The organism is Noviherbaspirillum malthae, from assembly GCF_015352985.1.
Classification (GTDB): Bacteria; Pseudomonadota; Gammaproteobacteria; order Burkholderiales; family Burkholderiaceae_D; genus Noviherbaspirillum; species Noviherbaspirillum malthae.
In genome coordinates, this window is record NZ_JACYXF010000006.1 from 58,594 (window position 1) to 75,892 (window position 17,299).

A 17,299-nucleotide genomic window follows, 5' to 3' on the forward strand; every position below is an offset into this window, starting at 1 on the left:
TGCGTTATCGAGTTTCGGCTGTAGAGTATCGCGGCGCGTAGTGCCGCCTCCTATCATCCTTCTCACTACTGACGATAGGGGATGCAATGAACCAGGGGCGATTCATCACGCGCAACGCGCAATACTGGCCTGATCAACCGGCAATCATTTTCAACGAGAACGTGACCACGTTCCAGGAACTCGACGAGCGGTCGAGCCGGCTTGCGAATGCGCTGCTGGCGCTCGGCGCCAAAAAAGGCGATCGCATCGCAGTCCAGGCATGGAACAGGCCTGAACTGATCGAACTCGAATGTGCGCTGTACAAGGCCGGGCTGGTAAAGGTGGCGCTGAATGCGCGTCTTTCTCCAGCCGAGGTAATCGACACGATAAGCAACGCAGAACCCGTCATCATGCTGGCCGGCGCGGCGCATGCTCCATCCATCGCCGGCCTGAAATCTTCGCTCGGCCCGGTTTCGCACTTCATTGCCATCGGCGCGGAACAGGATGGCTTCCTCGACTATGAAGACTTGCTGAGCGCGGCGGATGCCGACAGCCCGGATGTCGAAATGGCAGAGGAAGACCTGGCTGTACTGCATTACACTTCCGGCTCCACCGGCAAGCTCAAGGCGGCGATGCAGACTGTCGGCAACCGCATGGCATCGCTGCGCAAGGTCGTCATGAGCCGGATGCGGGTCGGACCCGGAGACGTGCTTGCATTGGCGGGGCCGATTACGCACGCAAGCGGCATGTTCATACAGCCCTTCCTGTTCCAGGGCGGCACCATCCTGCTGCATGAACGGTTTGAGCCGGAGGCTTTTCTGGCGTCCATTGAAAAGCACAAGGTAACGATGTGCTTCGCGGTTCCGACCATGATCAACATGCTGGTTGCGCATCCGCGCGTGCGCGACTTCGACCTCAGCTCGCTGAAGCAGATGTCTTACGGGTCGGCGCCGATGGCTCCCTCGCGCATCAGGGAAGCATGGGAAATCCTCGGGCCGGTACTGTCGCAGGGCTACGGCGCAGGTGAAACCACGGGCGGACTGGTGGCGCTGAGTACCGAAGATCACCGGCTGGCGATCGAGGGAGGGCGCGAGGAACTGCTGAGCTCCTGCGGGCGCATCTTCAGCGAATCGGAGCTGCAGCTGGTCGACGACGACGGCAACAAGGTGGCGCCCGGAGAGGTGGGCGAAATCGTGATCCGCGGCCCCGAAGTCTTCGCGGGCTACTGGCGCGAACCGGAGCTGTCGGCAGCGGCAGTCAAGAACGGCTGGCTGCATACCGGCGATCTGGCGCGCATGGATGACCGCGGCTATCTGTATATCGTCGACCGCAAGAAGGACATGATCATTTCCGGTGGATTCAATGTCTATCCGACGGAAGTCGAGCAGGCCATGTACCGGCACCCTGCAGTTTATGAGGTCTGCGTGGTCGGCGTTCCCGATCCGGTGTGGGGCGAGGCCATCAAGGCCGTCGTCGTTCTGCGCGACGGGCATTTGGCCAACGAAGAGGAAATGATAGCCCACTGCCGCCAGTATCTCGCCGACTTCAAGAAGCCGCGTTCGGTCGATTTTGTCGGCGAGCTTCCCAAGAACGCCAACGGCAAGCTGTCGCGCAAGGATGTGAAGGAACGCTACTGGAGCGGCGAGACCCGCCGCGTTGCATAGCAAACCAGCGCGTATCGAATTTGGATCGGAAGAATCAAACAGAACATAACAGGAGATAAGGTCATGCGATTTTCTGCAGCATTGCTGTTGGCGGGCTTGAGCGCTTCGACAGGGGCGCAAGCGGTAGAGGTGTACGGTATCGTCGACATGTCGCTCGGCTACGCAAAGGGATCGAACAGCGTAACCAGGCTGGATGACGGCCGCTTGTCGGCTTCGCGCGTCGGCTTTCGCGGAACCGAGGAGATTGCGCCGAATCTGAAAGCCAAGTTCGTGCTGGAGTCCGGCTTTTCGGCGGATACGGGAGCGGAATTTTTCGGCAACAATTCGCTGTTCGGCCGCCAGGCCTACGTCGGCCTGTTCGGCAACTGGGGCGAACTGCGGCTGGGGCGGCAATTCACGCCTGCCTTCTACAGCCTGGAGAAGATCGACGCGTTTCGCTTCAATTCCTTCGCCTCGCCGATTCTGCTGATCTCGAAAACCTCGTCGCAGGGCACAGGATATGTGCCCTACGGATCGCGCTTCAACAATGCTGTCGGCTACCTCTCACCCAACTTCAACGGCGTGGTCGTTCGCGCAGCCCTTGCCGCCGGTGAAACGGCGGGCAGTACCCGAAGCGGAAGCGGTGCGAGCGCCAGCATCGATTACGACAAGGGGCCGCTCTATGCCTTCTATGCGGTGCAAAGGTCGTACACTGCGGTCACTGCGGCGGCGCCCGAAGCCTATGCATCGACCCATCAGTATGCGGGTGCCGCATACTGGTTCGACAGTGTCCGCCTGGGCGGCTTCGTCGGAACGTCGAAGAGTGAGGCGCCTGCCACGCGCTCGGCCCGGTATGCAGGACTGAACCTCATCTGGAAGGCGACCTCGCAGAACACGCTGCTTGCCGAAGCGGTAAGGCGCGATGTGCGCGGTACGGACAATCAGCTGACATCTTTCGGGTTCGGCGTCGATCATCTGTTGAGCAAGAGAACGACTCTGTATGCACGAATGATGACGATCGACAATCCTCCCGGCGGTGGCGACAACATCAACGCCATGCCGATCGCGGCAGGTTCCGGCGACTCGGGGAAGTCGATCAATGTCGGCGTCCGGCATACCTTTTGATGCGGCCCTTGCAATGACGCGCAAGCCGCAAATTCGAGAGAATGGCCTGCATCAGCAGCACTCATAGCATTCACAGCATTCTTAGGAGGCCAGGATGGCAAAAACAAATCCAGCAGCGATGGACATGTCGCGCCGCAGTTTCCTCAAGCTGACGGCCGCCGGGGTAGCGGGACTGGCGGGCGCAATGCCCGGTTCCGCCGCATGGGCATCGGAATGGCCCAGCAAGACGATCCGATTCATCAGCCAGTCGGGAGCGGGCGATGCGGTGGACCTTAGGTTGAGGGACTTTGTCACCGACCTGGGCCCCGCCCTCAAAAACGTGCCCTGCATCGTCGAGAACAAGCCGGGTGCCGGCGGGATCATTGCCGCCCAGTCGATGGTCAATTCCGACGCCGACGGCAATACCATCTTCCTCGGCAATGCCGCCATGACCATTCTCCCGAACTATCACAAGAAGCTTCCCTTCTTGCCGATCAGGGACTTCGCTCCGATCGCGCTTTCCGGACAGGCGCCCACCGCGCTTGCGATTTCCGCAAAGCGCCCGGAAAAGACCCTGGACGAATGGCTGGCCAGCATGAAGAAGCGGCAGGACATTCCCATCTACGGATCCACCGGAAGCGGTACGCCCGGCCATCTGTACGGATACCAGGTGAGCGAGGATTTCGGATTCAAGGCGGAACATGCGCCGTACCGGGGCAATGTGCCGGCGCTCATGGACTTGGTGGCCGGGCGTTTCGACTTTGTGGTGCTGGACATCTTCAGCCTGAGGCCGTTCTACGCCAAGGGCGAGTTGCGCATCCTTGCGGTGGCGGCCAACGAGCGCTCGAAGTTCCTGCCCGAAGTGCCAACCTTCGCCGAACTCGGACACAAGGGATATGACCGGATGGGATGGACGGCGTATTTTGTGAAAAACGGTACCTCGCCGGCCATCATCAAGCATCTGGCCGATGCCATGAATACTGCGAACAACACACCGAAGTGGCACGACAGACGACGCCAGCTCTGGAGCGAATGGCAGCTGCTGTCGCCCGCCGATATCCAGAAGCGTCTGCAGAGGGAAACCGAGGCGTGGGGAGCGCTGATGAAGCGCGGCAATATCCAGGCTTAAAGGTGTGCCTGTATCCTGCGAACTGTGTAGAGAGATGAAATTGAGGACCCTATGGAAGTGATGCAAGATATCCAACCTTTGGAAGCGGTCATGCGCGGTTTTCCGCCGGCTCCCGACGGCATCATTCATGCGAACAACTGGTTCGAACTGCCCTACCTCAGGTGGAGCCTGATGAACCGGGCGAGAATGGTGCGCACCGTGCCGGTGTGGCGGGGCGACGGGCCGGTAGCGCATCTGGGCCGGAAGGAACAATCGATCGCGCACACGCCCGTTACCGGGCTGGACGGCCGGACAGTACCGCTTGAAAGCCTGCTGGCCTCCGTCGAAATAGACGCCTGCATCGTTCTCCATCAGGGGAAGATCGTCTACGAGGAATATTTTCACGGGATGCAGCCTCATACCCAGCATGGGAGCGCATCCATCAGCAAATCCTATGCAGCAGCGCTCGCCGGCATTCTTGCCTATGAAGGGCTGCTGGATTTCAATCGCGAGGCCGCTTACTACGTCGATGAAATGCGTGGCACGGCGATGGGCGACGCCACGCTGCAGCAATTGCTGGACATGCAGGTCGGGATCGTGCGGCCGGGCCTGCAGAGCCGGGCCGAAGGGCTGGGGCCTCAGGATGGCGGCGTATTCGAAATCATCGGCCTGGCCGAGCCGGGTCCGTCTTCACCGAAAAATTTCTACGAATTCATCCTGCGCAAGGAAAGATCGGGCGAACATGGGGTGCGCTTCTATTACGACAACGGGCCGCCCGAAGCGCTGGCATGGGTGATGAAGCGCGTATGCGGCGCCACCTTGTCCGACCTCGTCTCGAAATATCTGTTTGCGCCGCTGGGAATGGAGCGCGACGGCTCGTATTCGATCGATAGCACCGGCGCGGAATTTGCGGCCGGCGGCCTGCAGCTGACACTGCGCGATCTTGCGCGTTTCGGCGAGGCGCTGCGCTGCGAGGGATTCTGGAACGGCCGGCAAATCATCCCGGCTTCATTCATCCACGAGGTGCGCCGCGGCGGCAATCGGGAGATGTTCAGCCAGAGCCGTTTCGCAGCGGCCATGCCGGGCGGTTCTTACCATAACTCCTTCTATGTCGCGCATGACGACGTGGGCGGTTTCATGGCCAGCGGCCGGTATGGCCAGCGTCTTTATGTCTCTCCGCAGGCCGAACTGGTCGTGGCGCATTTCGCATCGGCACCGGGACCGTCGCCTCATCCGTTCGAGAGGCCCTACGTCAGACTGCACCGGGAACTGGCGGAGCTGTTCCGGTCATAAAGTCATAAGGTCGATTGAAGCGGCGCAACCGGCGAGGCCGGTTGCCATTCCTGATGAATCACCGGCCTTAAACTGCCGCACAAAGAAACATGGCATGTCTGTCGTTAAGCGTTTCCGATGTCTTTCGGATAGACATAGGCCCCTCCAGTTCCCACACCGTGGGCTCATGCCGGTGGCAAGCCGCTTCCTGCTGACCGCGGCCGGCATCGGCATGCTTTACAAGCGCAACGCTTCTGTCTCGGCGGCGGAGATGGACTGCCACGGCGCGATCGGGGTGTCATCATCCATGGCTGCGGCAGGACTCGCAGCAGTGCTGGGAGTCCCGCCGCAACAGATTGAAAATGCCACCGAGAGTGCGATGGCGCATTTTTCGGCATGACGTGCGATCCCTTGAATGGTCTGGTGCAGATTCCGTGCATCGAGCGAAATAGCATGGGGGCCATCAAGGCGGTCAATGCGTCCAGGATGGCATTGATGAGCGACGGGGAGCATTTCGTCACTCGCGCCTGGCGGTGAATGTCGTCAACTGCTGACCCGCCAGCGGGCTTGTGCGGCAATCCCGCGCCTGCGCAGGCATCGACGAGGCGCTTGCCGCGCTCCGGGCTCACTTCCGCTTTTTGGTACTCGATTCCTTTATGCCGCTGGATCGGTAGATGGTAGCTGCCGGCAGCATCAGGAGAAATACGGCGATCACTGCCGCCTTCCATCCGGCGAAAATGCCGATTACCAACCCGGCGAGACAGGCAAACGCCACGATGACGAACAGGACTACCTTCAGCGCCTTCTGGTCCGAATTATTCCCCGGGCTCATTGCGGCAATCTCCTTGCCCAAGAGCCGGCGTAACTGCCCGGAGCCACTGAATCAGCGGTCATTTCCATGCTTTCCGTAAATGGCGTCGTCGAGGCGCACGAACTCATCCTTCTCGGCGTCGGTGATCGCCCCGCTTTTGATTTTTCGGGAAAGTTCTTCATGGCGTTGCCGCTTTGCCATGAGATCGATGCTGTCGCCGATGCGAAAGCCATGTTCATCAGCAACGCCTTGATGCTTGTTCCGATCCATGTGCCCCTCCGGTATGTCGAATGCCAGTCGTCGTGGCCATGCCAGTGGATTCCTCATCATGCTGGCAGGGGATTATAACCGGCGCGGCAAGCCCGGGCCGTCTTGGGAGCGAGCATCCGGCGGCAATGGCCCGCCGCACGAATCCCGCACGGCTGGCCCGCCTTTATGCAGGCTTTCCAGCCGGCTGGAGAACACCTTGAAGCGGGTGAGCGCTCGATATCATACAATTTGCATAGCGTGAAAAGCTCATGCATAATGTGGACGCAATCTTATGTCTTATATAAGACCTCGTCAACTCCGCACATTTCACCAGCGGGCAGGGTGAGCACGGGCGGCGCGCAACAGGCTCTAGGCAATGATTTGTAGCCGAAGAATTCTCAAAAACTCCGCTAAAACCAAATAAACAGCGTATGAACAACGATCCGACCATCATCTACACGCTTACCGACGAGGCACCACTGCTTGCGACCCATGCATTCCTGCCAGTCATCAGCACCTTCACCAAGCCGGCCGGTATCCGCGTCGAACAAAGCGACATCTCCGTCGCGGCGCGTATCCTGGGCAACTTCTCCGATTACCTGACGCCGGAACAGCGCGTGCCCGACACGCTCACCGAACTGGGCAAGAAGACGCTCGAGCCTGATGCCAACATCATCAAGCTGCCCAACATCAGCGCCTCCGTGACGCAGCTGCTGGCGGCCATCAAGGAACTGCAGGACAAGGGCTACAAGATCCCCGACTACCCCGCCGATCCCAAGACCGACGAGGAAAAGGCCATCAAGGCCCGCTACGGCAAGTGCGTCGGCTCCGCCGTCAATCCGGTGCTGCGCGAAGGCAACTCCGACCGCCGCGCGCCGCGCGCCGTGAAGGAATACGCACGGAAGAACCCGCACTCGATGGGCGAATGGTCCCAGGCCTCGCGCACCCACGTATCGCACATGACCAGCGGCGACTTCTACCATGGTGAAAAGTCGATGACGCTGGACCGTGCGCGCGACGTCAAGATGGAGCTCGTCACCAAGAGCGGCCAGACTATCGTGCTGAAGCAGAAGGTTGCGCTGCAGGACGGCGAGATCATCGATTCGATGTTCATGAGCCGCAAGGCCCTGCTCGACTTCTACGAGAAGCAGATCGAAGACGCGCACAAGACCGGCGTGATGTTCTCGCTGCACGTCAAGGCGACGATGATGAAGGTCTCGCACCCGATCGTCTTCGGCCACTGCGTGCGCATGTTCTACAAGGAAGCGTTCGAGAAGCACGGCGCCCTGTTCGACAGCCTCGGCGTGAACGTCAACAACGGCATGGCCGACCTGTACGCCAAGATCGAGAAACTGCCCGAGTCGCAGCGCGAAGAAGTCATCCGTGACCTGCACGCCTGCCAGGAGCATCGTCCGGCGCTCGCCATGGTCGATTCGGCCAAGGGCATCACCAACTTCCACTCGCCCAACGACGTGATCGTCGACGCCTCCATGCCGGCCATGATCCGCGCCGGCGGCAAGATGTACGGCGCCGACGGCCGCCTGAAGGAAGTCAAGGCGGTAATCCCCGAGAGCACCTTCGCCCGCATCTATCAGGAAATCATCAACTTCTGCAAATGGCATGGCGCGTTCGACCCGCGCACCATGGGCACCGTGCCCAACGTGGGCTTGATGGCGCAGCAGGCGGAAGAATACGGCTCGCACGACAAGACCTTCGAAGTTCCGGAAGACGGCGTGGCCAACATCACCGACCTGGCTACGGGCGAAGTGCTGCTGACGCAGAACGTCGAGAAGGGCGACCTCTGGCGCATGTGCCAGGTCAAGGATGCGCCGATCCGCGACTGGGTCAAGCTGGCTGTCACGCGTGCACGCAACTCCGGCATGCCGGCGGTGTTCTGGCTCGACCCCTACCGTCCGCACGAAAACGAGATCATCAAGAAGGTCAAAACTTACCTGAAGGATCACGACACGACCGGTCTGGACATCCAGATCATGTCGCAGGTGCGTGCGATGCGCTATACGCTCGAGCGCGTGAGCCGCGGCCTCGATACGATCTCCGTCACCGGCAACATCCTGCGCGATTACCTGACCGACCTGTTCCCGATCCTGGAACTGGGCACCAGCGCGAAGATGCTGTCCATCGTTCCGCTGATGGCCGGCGGCGGCATGTATGAAACCGGTGCCGGCGGTTCGGCTCCGAAGCATGTGCAGCAGCTGGTCGAGGAAAACCACCTGCGCTGGGATTCGCTGGGCGAATTCCTGGCACTGGCGGTGAGCCTGGAAGACCTCGGCATCAAGACCGGCAACAACAAGGCGAAGATTCTCGCCAAGACGCTGGATGCGGCCACCGGCAAGCTGCTGGACAACCGCAAGTCGCCTTCCCCGAAAACCGGCGAGCTCGACAACCGCGGCAGCCAGTTCTACCTGTCGATGTACTGGGCGCAGGAACTGGCTGCGCAGAAGGAAGATGCGGAACTGGCTGCCGCCTTTGCGCCGCTGGCCAAAACGCTGACCGACAACGAGCAGAAGATCGTTGCCGAGCTGCTCGAAGTACAGGGCAAGCCGGCGGACATCGGCGGCTATTACAAGCCGGACGAGTCCAAGCTGAAATCGGTCATGCGCCCGAGCGCAAGCTTCAACGCGGCACTGGAATCGTTCGCCGCTTAAGGCTGCAAGCCGGAGATGCACCGTGAACCGGTGCGTCTCCGGGTCTTGTTTGCGTACTCACTTCAATCAAGCAGCCTCGGTGTCATGAACCATGTGACGCCGGGGTTCGCATCAATATATGCTGCAGTCCATTGCCGGCCGTAGGTCGGAGGCTTTCATTATGCAGCGGAACTTCCCAGAATATTTCCTGCAAAACATTTGCGAGATGCTACGGCAGGCATGAAGGCTATGCAGGTCTGTGATTTATTCTCGACGAGAAATTAATAAAACACGCAAAGCCCATGGACCCGGCATTGCACTAAAGAAGGCACTAATACGCCTGCATGCCTGCTTCGGGCTCTTCGCCGGGAGTGCTGGCAGATCCGGTGCAATTGCCGCTCGATGCGCGCCGCAGGCGTGTGGATTCTCCGGTCGGAACGCATGAAGCTATGGCCAGGCGATTTGGTTTATAGTTACTACAATTGAATTTTGTATTTGCTACGACTTTGTCTTCCTGCCAAAACCGGCACATCGGAGCAGAACGAGAACACTTTCGAAGTGCATGCAGCGACTTTAAGCTCTGCATCGAGGAGACGACTTCCAGCCCCGGACGCTCGCACACCGCGCGCTGACATCCGGCAATGGATTGTCCTGCTTTCCCGTGGCCTGCGGCAGTCATGCGAGATCATTAATGAACCTGAAACGTTTTGCGCAGAGCCTCAATCTTTCTGAAACGACCGTCAGCCGCGCCTTGAACGGATATCCCGAGGTCAGCGAACGAACGAGGGAGAGGGTGCTTGCGGCGGCCAAGGCCGTCGGCTATCAGCCCAGTTCGATAGCACGCGGCCTGGCAGTGGGACGAACGAATGCAGTGGGCATGATACTGCCGGCACTGCACCTGGGCCTGGGCAAGCAGACCTTCCTCAATTTCCTGTCGGGCATCACCAGGGAACTGGACTCGAGAGGCATGAATTTCTTCATGACGCCGCCGGCGCTCGCCAATCCGCTCGAGAGCTACGAGCAATTCGTCAGGAGCCAGCGCTTCGACGGCATCGTGCTGACGCATTGCGGCGTGCAGGATGAGCGCATCGCCTACCTGGCGAAACAAGGCATGCCGTTCGTCGCGCATGGACGCAGCGGCGACGGCAGCGACCATGCATGGCTGGACTACGACAATCCTGCAGGCATGCGCCTGGCAACAACCGAGCTTTTGTCGCTCGGGCACAAGCGCATTGCGTACATCGGCGATTCGCAGGATCTGTCGGCGGCAGCCGAGCGGTTCGAGGCGTTCACGCGATGCATGCAGGAGGCGGGACTTGGCACCGATCCCCGCATGGTGATGAGCAAATGCACCGATCACCGTTCCGGCTATCAGGCCATGCAGAATCTCCTGCACTGCTCGCCGCGTCCGACCGCTGTCATCGCGGACAATCACCTGGCGGGAGCGGGCGCGATGCGCGCCATGCTCGATGCGGATATCGCCGTGGGCCGGGATATCTCCCTGATCGTATGGGGCGACCTATCTGACTATCATTGGAGCATGCGGCCCGCAAGCATCGTGGAGCCGCGGCCTGAAGAAGCCGGACGAAAAATCATCGAGATGCTGATGAAGCGGATCGACGGCACGCCTGCCTCCGAACTCCAGGTGCTATGGCCTTTGGAACTTGTTGCGGGTGACACGATTGGACAGTGCGTGGAATAACGTCTGCGCCTCGTCGGGGCTTCTCACTATTCGCTGCGGATCAATAACCAATAATGATCCGGCTCCCGGCTATGGATTGCTCGGCATCGCTTGTTACCCGCGCTTTCGACGGGCACTGCTCAAGCTTTTCCAAGCATGGATCGCGATACCTGACCGTGGCCGCAGCGTCTTCCCGATAGCATCGGGTTCAATCCTCCAACTGCGAAAACCGAGTCGCGCCTCAATTCCCTCATGCAATAAAGTCTTAAGTTGAGCCTAAGAAAGCGCCGGTATAGTTCTCTTGCATCAGAAACAGCGCGGACGCGAACATGTGAACGACGCCTCCAGCCGAGTACGGTGCCATCACTCCAGTACGGAGAAAACCGATTTGCTGCGCTGCGTTCCGCGCCAATCGCCACTTGAATGTGCGCCGGCCGCCTGGCTTCCGGTTTGGCCGCTGCAGGCATCAGCCTGCCTGCCGGGAAGCAGGTCTGCGTTTTCCTGCAAGCTGCAGGACGCTTGCGGCTGCAACCTGTCCTATTGAACTTCAGACAAGGCGTACTTGCAGCGACTTTCGTCAGATTGCAGACGCCGCCTGCTCAGGCCGCCGCGCCTGTCGTTTTGAGGAGACTCGATGAACACTCCTGAGTACATCGCCGATGATGTTCGGTTCGCTAACGCTGTTGTCATCGCCATCACTGCGGGCCAGGCGCTGCTGCTATTGAAGGAAGTTCGTCGTTGCCTGTTGCGGAGGAACCGTCAGTCCGGGGGCTTGACGAAAGGAGCGAGACCATGAAGCTCCAGTGGACGCGATTGTCGGTTCGCTTCGTCGTTCCACTGGCGCTGGTGCTGGCGCTATGCGCGTACGTCGTCGTGCCGCTGCTGGACAATCTGACGCTGCGCTGGTTCGTTCGTGACCTCGATATTCGCTCCAGGATGCTGGCCAGCACACTGGAAGAACCGCTGCTCGATCATGTGACCTTGAAGTCAAGGATGAGGATCAATCAGCTCTTCAGCAAGGCGATCGAGGACGAGCGCCTGTACGCGCTGGCCTTCTGCGACCGGAACGGCAACCGGCTCTATGCCACGTCGACTTATCCCGCGTCGCTCGGCTGCGGAGAGCAAAACGCTGCTTCCGGCGGCACCGACAAGTCGCTGGTGAAATTGCCCCGCGGTCCAGTGCATGTCGCGCGCAGCACCCTCAGCCGCGAAGGCGAAGCGATCGGCGATCTGATCCTGGTGCATGACATGAGTTTCATTGAGCGCCGCAGCGCCGATACCAGGAAATATGCCATCGGCTTTTTCATCCTGCTTGGCATTGTGATTTCCATGATTACAGTCGCAGTGGCGCAGTTGAGCTGGCGGGGATGGATCAACGGCGTGCGCGGCATGCTGAAAGGCGAACTGCTGCCGCCATCGCAATCGCGCCCGCCGCCTGAACTCAGCCCGCTGGTCGGGGATCTGCGGGCGCTGCTGCATGAGTACCATCGGGAACGGCAAAGCCATCACGACGGCGCGCAGGCGTGGACGCCGGAACGTCTGCGGGATCTCCTCCGTGGCGAGCTTGCAGGCGACGAAGTGATCGTGGTATCGAACCGCGAACCCTACAGTCACCGTCAAACCGCCGACGGCATTGAGGTCAGCCGTCCGGCAAGCGGACTGGTGACTGCCGTGGAAGCGGTAATGCGTGCCTGTTCCGGTACATGGATCGCACACGGAAGCGGCAACGCCGACCGCGAGGTCGTGGACGAGCGTGACTGCGTTCCGGTTCCGCCGGGCCGTCCCGAGTACACGCTGCGCCGCGTCTGGCTTTCAAAGGAGGAAGAGCAGGGCTATTACTACGGCTTTGCCAACGAAGGGCTCTGGCCGCTGTGCCACATCGCCCATGTGCGGCCGGTCTTTCGCTCTTCCGACTGGGAGCAGTATGTGAAGGTCAATCGCCGCTTTGCCGACGCGGTCGTTGCGGAAGCCCGCACCGATGATCCGGTGGTCCTGGTGCAGGACTATCACTTCGCTTTATTGCCGAGGATGGTCCGCGAGGCCTTGCCGAGGGCGACCATCATCACGTTCTGGCACATTCCGTGGCCGAACCCGGAGTCGTTCGGCATCTGCCCGTGGCGCGAGGAAATCCTGGAGGGCATGCTGGGCAGCACCATCCTCGGTTTTCATACGCCTTTCCACCGCAAGAACTTTCTCGAGACGGTGGATCGTTATCTGGAGACGCGCATCGAATCCGAAGCGTCGACCGTTACTCATGGTGGCAAGCTGACGCAGGTAGAACATTATCCGATCTCCATCGCATGGCCTGAAGCCAGCGATGTCAGCTCGGAAAACCGCAACGAATGCCGGCTCAATATCCGCAAGGCCCTGGCCGTGCCGTCCAGCCATCTGCTCGGCATCGGCGTGGACAGGCTCGACTACACCAAGGGTATCGTCGAGCGGTTCCAGGCCATCGAACGCATGCTGGAACTCAATCCCGCCATGGTCGGGAAATTCACCTTCGTGCAGATCGCCGCGCCCACCCGCTCGTCGCTTGAGGAATACCAGAACTTCGAGGCCCGGGTGCGGGCGCTGGCATTGCGGATCAATCAGCGCTTTTCCGAGGGTAACTACGTGCCGATCATCCTGAAGACCGAGCATCATGACCAGTATGCGCTGAACCGCTATTACCGCGCAGCCGATGTCTGCATGGTCACCAGTCTGCATGACGGCATGAACCTGGTTGCCAAGGAGTTCATCGCTTCACGGTACGACGAGAAGGGCGTGCTGCTGCTGAGCCAGTTCACCGGAGCGGCACGGGAGCTGCATGAAGCGCTCATCGTCAACCCCTACCATATCGAACAAAGCGCCGAGGCGCTGTACCGGGCCCTCACCATGCCCGAAGCCGAACAACGGGAAAGGATGTGCAGCATGCGATTGCTGATCAAGGATTTCAATGTCTACCGCTGGGCCGGTCATATGCTGCTGGACGCGGCGCGCCTGCGCAAGCGGGAGCGCGTCATGCAGCGGATCGATCTCCATCACCGCGCACCCGCGCTGCGGCGGGTGGTCTGAGCATGGCGGCGCATTTCATGGAACACGGGATCGACAGGCTGCTGGAGATCGTCAAGCCAGGGATGCTCTGCGCATTCGATTTCGACGGCACGATCGCGCCTATCGTCGACGATCCTGCGGCCGCGCGCATTCCGCCTCCGGTGCTGCGGCGCCTGGCCGCGCTGGCGGAATTTACGCCGGTGGCGATCATCACCGGACGCTCAGTGGAAGATGTCAGTCTCCGGCTCGATTTCTTTCCCGAGTTCGTGGTCGGCAATCACGGAATGGAAGGTCTGCCCGGTTACGAGCAGAGAGAGGAGCATTACCGCAGCATGTGCAGCGAATGGCTGAGGGAATTGCACAATGCCATGAAGGTCGAAAGCATCGATGCGGCAGCATGGATCGAAGACAAGACGTACTCGCTATCCATTCACTATCGGCAGGCGCAGGATCCCTTGGCTACGGAAGGGAAACTGAGACAACTGATTCAAGCCACGGTGCCGGACGCAAAAATCGTGGAAGGCAAGTTCGTATTCAACATCCTTCCTTCGGATGCCCCGCACAAGGGACAGGCATTGAAGCTGTTGCGCGAACATGCGGGCGCATCTGGCGCACTGTACATAGGCGATGATGTCACCGACGAATCGGTGTTCAGTCTGCCGCACGACGATCTGCTGACCATCCGCATCGAGGACAATGCTTCCACCGCGGCGGAATTCTATCTGCAGGACATGCAGGCGATGCTGCCGTTTCTCGACATGCTGCTCAAGCGCCTGATCGAGATGCTGCGTGCGGAAGCCGTCACGCGGGCGTCGGCTATTTCCGAGACAAAGCCGACCTGACCGTGTGTTCCTGCCGGCGCTAGCCTGGAGAATCCTGCAGGCTTTGCGTCAGTATCGGCAACCTGATCTTCTCCAGCCACGAGCGCACGAGGGTCGCATCGGCTGCACGAGAGTACTTGCCCTTCGCATCAAGAAAGATCATCACGACCGGGCGGGCATCGATGACGGCCTGCATGACAAGGCAGCGGCCGGCTTCCGAGATATAACCCGTTTTCTGCAGAACGATGTCCCAGTCGGAGCGCCTGATCAGGCGGTTGGAATTGGCATACTGCAGCACGCGCCCGCCAGGTGCGACGGCATGCTTTGGATAGGTTGAAAATTTCCTGATCAGCGGATGCCTTTCCGCTGCAGCCACAAGCTTCGCCAGGTCCTGCGCGGTCGACACGTTGGCGCTTGAAAGCCCGGTCGGCTCGACATAATGCGTGTCGATCATCCCGAGCAGTTTGGCCTGCGCATTCATTGCCTCAACGAACGCCGGCAGGCCGCCTGGGTAATGACGCCCCAGTGCGGACGCGGCTCGGTTCTCCGAACTCATCAAGGCAATATGCAGCATCTCGGCACGGGTAAGCCGCGCGCCGATGGGAAGCCGGGAAGAGGTGTGCTTGATGCGGTCGATATCGTCGGTGGTGACCGTCACCATTTCCTGCAGGTCTTGGCGGGCTTCAAGCACGACGAAAGCAGTCATCAGCTTGGTAATGGAGGCGATGGGAAGCACATCGTCGGCATTTTTTTCGAACAGGACCTGCGAACTCAGCTGGTCCAGAACTAGAGCAGCCCGGGCACTCAGCCCAGGCAGATCACCGGCATTCGCAAGACCGGCGAGATCGTCGGCACCGCGCCGCAATGCGGGTGCGGTCATGCGCGAGCGCTGTGGGGTGAACGCCACCAGACGTTTGCCGCGAAGCGAAGCAGTCCTCTTTTTCGCATGCACCTTGGCTTGGGACACGGCGCGGGACTTGCGGGCAACGCGCTGTCTTTTCAGCGGCTTTTTGACGGTCGCCTTTTTTGTCTTGGCTTTTGGCGAAGCCAGAGGTTTCGCCGATACCGCCGCGCCAAGAAAACAGAAGTTAACAAAACACAGTAGAAGTAACAGCGCCGCTTTTCTCATTGCCACCTTTCAGGCTTTCCATGCGCTATTGTAAGTCGGCAATGCAAAAAGCAGTCGTGCAATCAGCGCAGTATCGAAGGAGCTTGATGTTGATTCGATGTGTGCTGAATTTTTGTGCATGAATGTTTTGCAGCGGACAGCGCGTTTCCTGCGGCTTGCAGCATGCGTGATGCAAGCTGCAGGAGCATGGCTGGAGCGGCCATATACAGCCGCCTTCCACACTAACTTCCCTGTGCCATCAGCTTGCGCAGCCGCTGACGCATGTCTCGCTCCCTTTGCTGTTCTTCCTGCCAGTCTTCGCGGATTCCGCGCCACAGCGACACAACCATCAGCAGAATCACCAGCGTAAACGGAAGCGCGAAGACGATGGTAGCCGTTTGCACCGCCTTGATGCCGCCGGCCAGCAGCAGGCTGATTGCGATGCCGGCCACCAGTGAGCCCCAGACTATCTTGATCCGCGCTGAAGGATCAGGGTTGCCGCGCGTGCTCATCGTTCCCAGCACCAGCGTTGCCGAGTCGCCGGATGTCACGAAAAATATCAGCACCAGCAGCGTGGCGACGACCGACATCGCCAAACCCATCGGCATGGCGCCCAGCATGTTGAACAGCGCCGTGGACACGTCTTGCTTCACTGCGGCGGCGATCGGTACGTGCTGCCAGATCTCCATGTGAAGCGCCGTCCCGCCGAACACCGAGAACCAGATGAATGCAAGAAGCGAAGGTGCGAGCACGGTACCGAACACGAATTCGCGGATGGTGCGTCCGCGCGAAACGCGTGCAATGAACAAGCCTACGAACGGCGACCATGAGACCCACCAGGCCCAATAGAACACCGTCCAGCCGCCGACCCAGCTGCTCTCGCGGAAGGGCGTCATGCGCAGGCTCATGCGCACGAATTCACTGAGGTAGGTGCCCAGGGTATTGGTGAAGGTATCGATGATGGCGACGGTAGGCCCGAGCAGGAAGACAGCCAGTGTCAATGCCGCAGCCACGATCATGTTGAAATTCGACAGCCATTTGACGCCTTTGGTGACTCCGGAGACTGCAGAGGCAATGAACAGGGCAGTGGTCACGATGATGATGCTTACCTGTGCTGCCTTGCTGATTGGAAGCCCGAATACCACCTGCAGGCCGCTGTTGATTTGCAGGGCCCCCATGCCGAGCGAAGCGGCCACGCCAAACGCCGTTGCGATGACAGCCAGGCTGTCGAACAGGCCGGACAGGCGCTGCACCGGGCGCCATGGCAATGCGCTGGTGGATTCACTGATCAGCGCGGGACGTCGGCGCCGGTACTGGAAGAAGGCGATCGACAGCGCGACGATGCTGTACACCGACCAGGGATGCAGGCCCCAGTGGAAAAAGCTGTAGCGGACAGCTGCATTGGCGGCTTCCGGCGTGGCTGACACCAGGCCGGGCGGCGCCGCGTTGTAATGCGATATCGGCTCTGCCACGCCCCAGAATACAAGTCCGATTCCCATGCCGGCGGCGAAGAGCATGGCGAACCAGGCGCCCAGGGAAAATTCGGGCTCGTCTTCATCGTCTCCCAGCTTGAGGCTGCCATAGCGGCTGAACGCCAGGTAGAACGCGAATATGACGAGCGCTAGAACGGCCCAGAGATAGAGCCATCCGAAATTTTTCGTAATCGACGCGAGCGCCGTGTCGAACACGGAGGCGAGGGAGGTAGGCGAAATGATCCCCCACGCCACAATGGCAAAGATCAATCCGACGGAAAAGATGAGTTGCATGAATTCTCCTGTAGCGAATGGGAACCGCGCATTGCATCGCAGCCGGTTACATTGATGCGGATATGGATTGCGGCCCCGG

General features: G+C 60.0%; 13 protein-coding genes and 1 pseudogene. 10 read left to right on the plus strand and 4 right to left on the minus strand.

Annotated elements, in window-relative coordinates:
- Positions 1 to 86: 86 nt before the first annotated feature.
- From IGW03_RS11225 to IGW03_RS11250, 6 genes and pseudogenes are all read left to right on the plus strand, one after another.
- The gene (locus tag IGW03_RS11225) at positions 87 to 1,643 is read left to right on the plus strand and encodes an acyl-CoA synthetase (protein ID WP_194722649.1); all 1,557 of its coding nucleotides are present in this window, start codon (positions 87 to 89) and stop codon (positions 1,641 to 1,643) included.
- Positions 1,644 to 1,706: 63 nt separating this feature from the next.
- Complete coding sequence (locus IGW03_RS11230) at positions 1,707 to 2,747, plus strand: porin (protein ID WP_194722650.1); 1,041 nt, start codon at positions 1,707 to 1,709, stop codon at positions 2,745 to 2,747.
- Positions 2,748 to 2,841: 94 nt separating this feature from the next.
- Positions 2,842 to 3,855 carry a Bug family tripartite tricarboxylate transporter substrate binding protein gene (locus IGW03_RS11235; RefSeq protein WP_194722651.1) on the plus strand — a complete coding sequence of 338 codons (1,014 nt, stop codon included), beginning with the start codon at positions 2,842 to 2,844 and terminating at the stop codon, positions 3,853 to 3,855.
- 60 nt (positions 3,856 to 3,915) lie between these two features.
- A complete protein-coding gene (locus tag IGW03_RS11240; protein ID WP_228535355.1) occupies positions 3,916 to 5,127 on the plus strand; it encodes a serine hydrolase domain-containing protein in 1,212 nt (403 codons plus the stop codon).
- A gap of 89 nt (positions 5,128 to 5,216) precedes the next feature.
- Positions 5,217 to 5,321 (plus strand): serine dehydratase beta chain, encoded by a 105-nt coding sequence (locus IGW03_RS39020; protein WP_194722653.1) that lies wholly within the window; start codon positions 5,217 to 5,219, stop codon positions 5,319 to 5,321.
- A pseudogene (locus IGW03_RS11250) lies at positions 5,312 to 5,628 on the plus strand (L-serine ammonia-lyase, iron-sulfur-dependent, subunit alpha); the annotation flags it as partial. The gene IGW03_RS39020 and the pseudogene IGW03_RS11250, both read left to right, overlap by 10 nt.
- 103 nt (positions 5,629 to 5,731) lie before the next feature.
- Here the strand turns inward: IGW03_RS11250 and IGW03_RS11255 are convergent.
- Both IGW03_RS11255 and IGW03_RS11260 read right to left on the minus strand, forming a co-directional pair.
- On the minus strand, positions 5,732 to 5,959 hold the full coding sequence (locus IGW03_RS11255) for a hypothetical protein (RefSeq protein ID WP_228535356.1): 228 nt from the start codon (positions 5,957 to 5,959) through the stop codon (positions 5,732 to 5,734).
- A gap of 30 nt (positions 5,960 to 5,989) precedes the next feature.
- The gene (locus IGW03_RS11260; RefSeq protein ID WP_194722655.1) at positions 5,990 to 6,187 is read right to left on the minus strand and encodes a hypothetical protein; all 198 of its coding nucleotides are present in this window, start codon (positions 6,185 to 6,187) and stop codon (positions 5,990 to 5,992) included.
- A gap of 410 nt (positions 6,188 to 6,597) precedes the next feature.
- Here IGW03_RS11260 and IGW03_RS11265 point away from each other — a divergent pair, with 410 nt between their 5' ends.
- The 4 genes from IGW03_RS11265 (at position 6,598) to otsB (ending at position 14,367) form a co-directional block, all read left to right on the plus strand.
- Positions 6,598 to 8,832: an NADP-dependent isocitrate dehydrogenase gene (locus tag IGW03_RS11265; protein WP_194722656.1), complete on the plus strand. Its 2,235-nt coding sequence runs from the start codon at positions 6,598 to 6,600 to the stop codon at positions 8,830 to 8,832.
- 670 nt (positions 8,833 to 9,502) lie between these two features.
- Positions 9,503 to 10,513, plus strand: coding sequence for a LacI family DNA-binding transcriptional regulator (locus IGW03_RS11270; protein ID WP_194722657.1), 1,011 nt, complete (start codon positions 9,503 to 9,505; stop codon positions 10,511 to 10,513).
- 771 nt (positions 10,514 to 11,284) lie between these two features.
- Positions 11,285 to 13,546, plus strand: coding sequence for an alpha,alpha-trehalose-phosphate synthase (UDP-forming) (locus tag IGW03_RS11275; protein ID WP_194722658.1), 2,262 nt, complete (start codon positions 11,285 to 11,287; stop codon positions 13,544 to 13,546).
- Positions 13,547 to 13,563: 17 nt separating this feature from the next.
- The gene (gene otsB / locus IGW03_RS11280; protein WP_194722659.1) at positions 13,564 to 14,367 is read left to right on the plus strand and encodes a trehalose-phosphatase; all 804 of its coding nucleotides are present in this window, start codon (positions 13,564 to 13,566) and stop codon (positions 14,365 to 14,367) included.
- Positions 14,368 to 14,386: 19 nt separating this feature from the next.
- On the opposite strand, the gene pbpG is transcribed toward otsB, so the two are convergent.
- Both pbpG and IGW03_RS11290 read right to left on the minus strand, forming a co-directional pair.
- Complete coding sequence (pbpG, locus tag IGW03_RS11285) at positions 14,387 to 15,313, minus strand: D-alanyl-D-alanine endopeptidase (protein ID WP_323744957.1); 927 nt, start codon at positions 15,311 to 15,313, stop codon at positions 14,387 to 14,389.
- A gap of 383 nt (positions 15,314 to 15,696) precedes the next feature.
- The gene (locus IGW03_RS11290) at positions 15,697 to 17,220 is read right to left on the minus strand and encodes a BCCT family transporter (protein WP_194722660.1); all 1,524 of its coding nucleotides are present in this window, start codon (positions 17,218 to 17,220) and stop codon (positions 15,697 to 15,699) included.
- Positions 17,221 to 17,299: the final 79 nt, after the last annotated feature.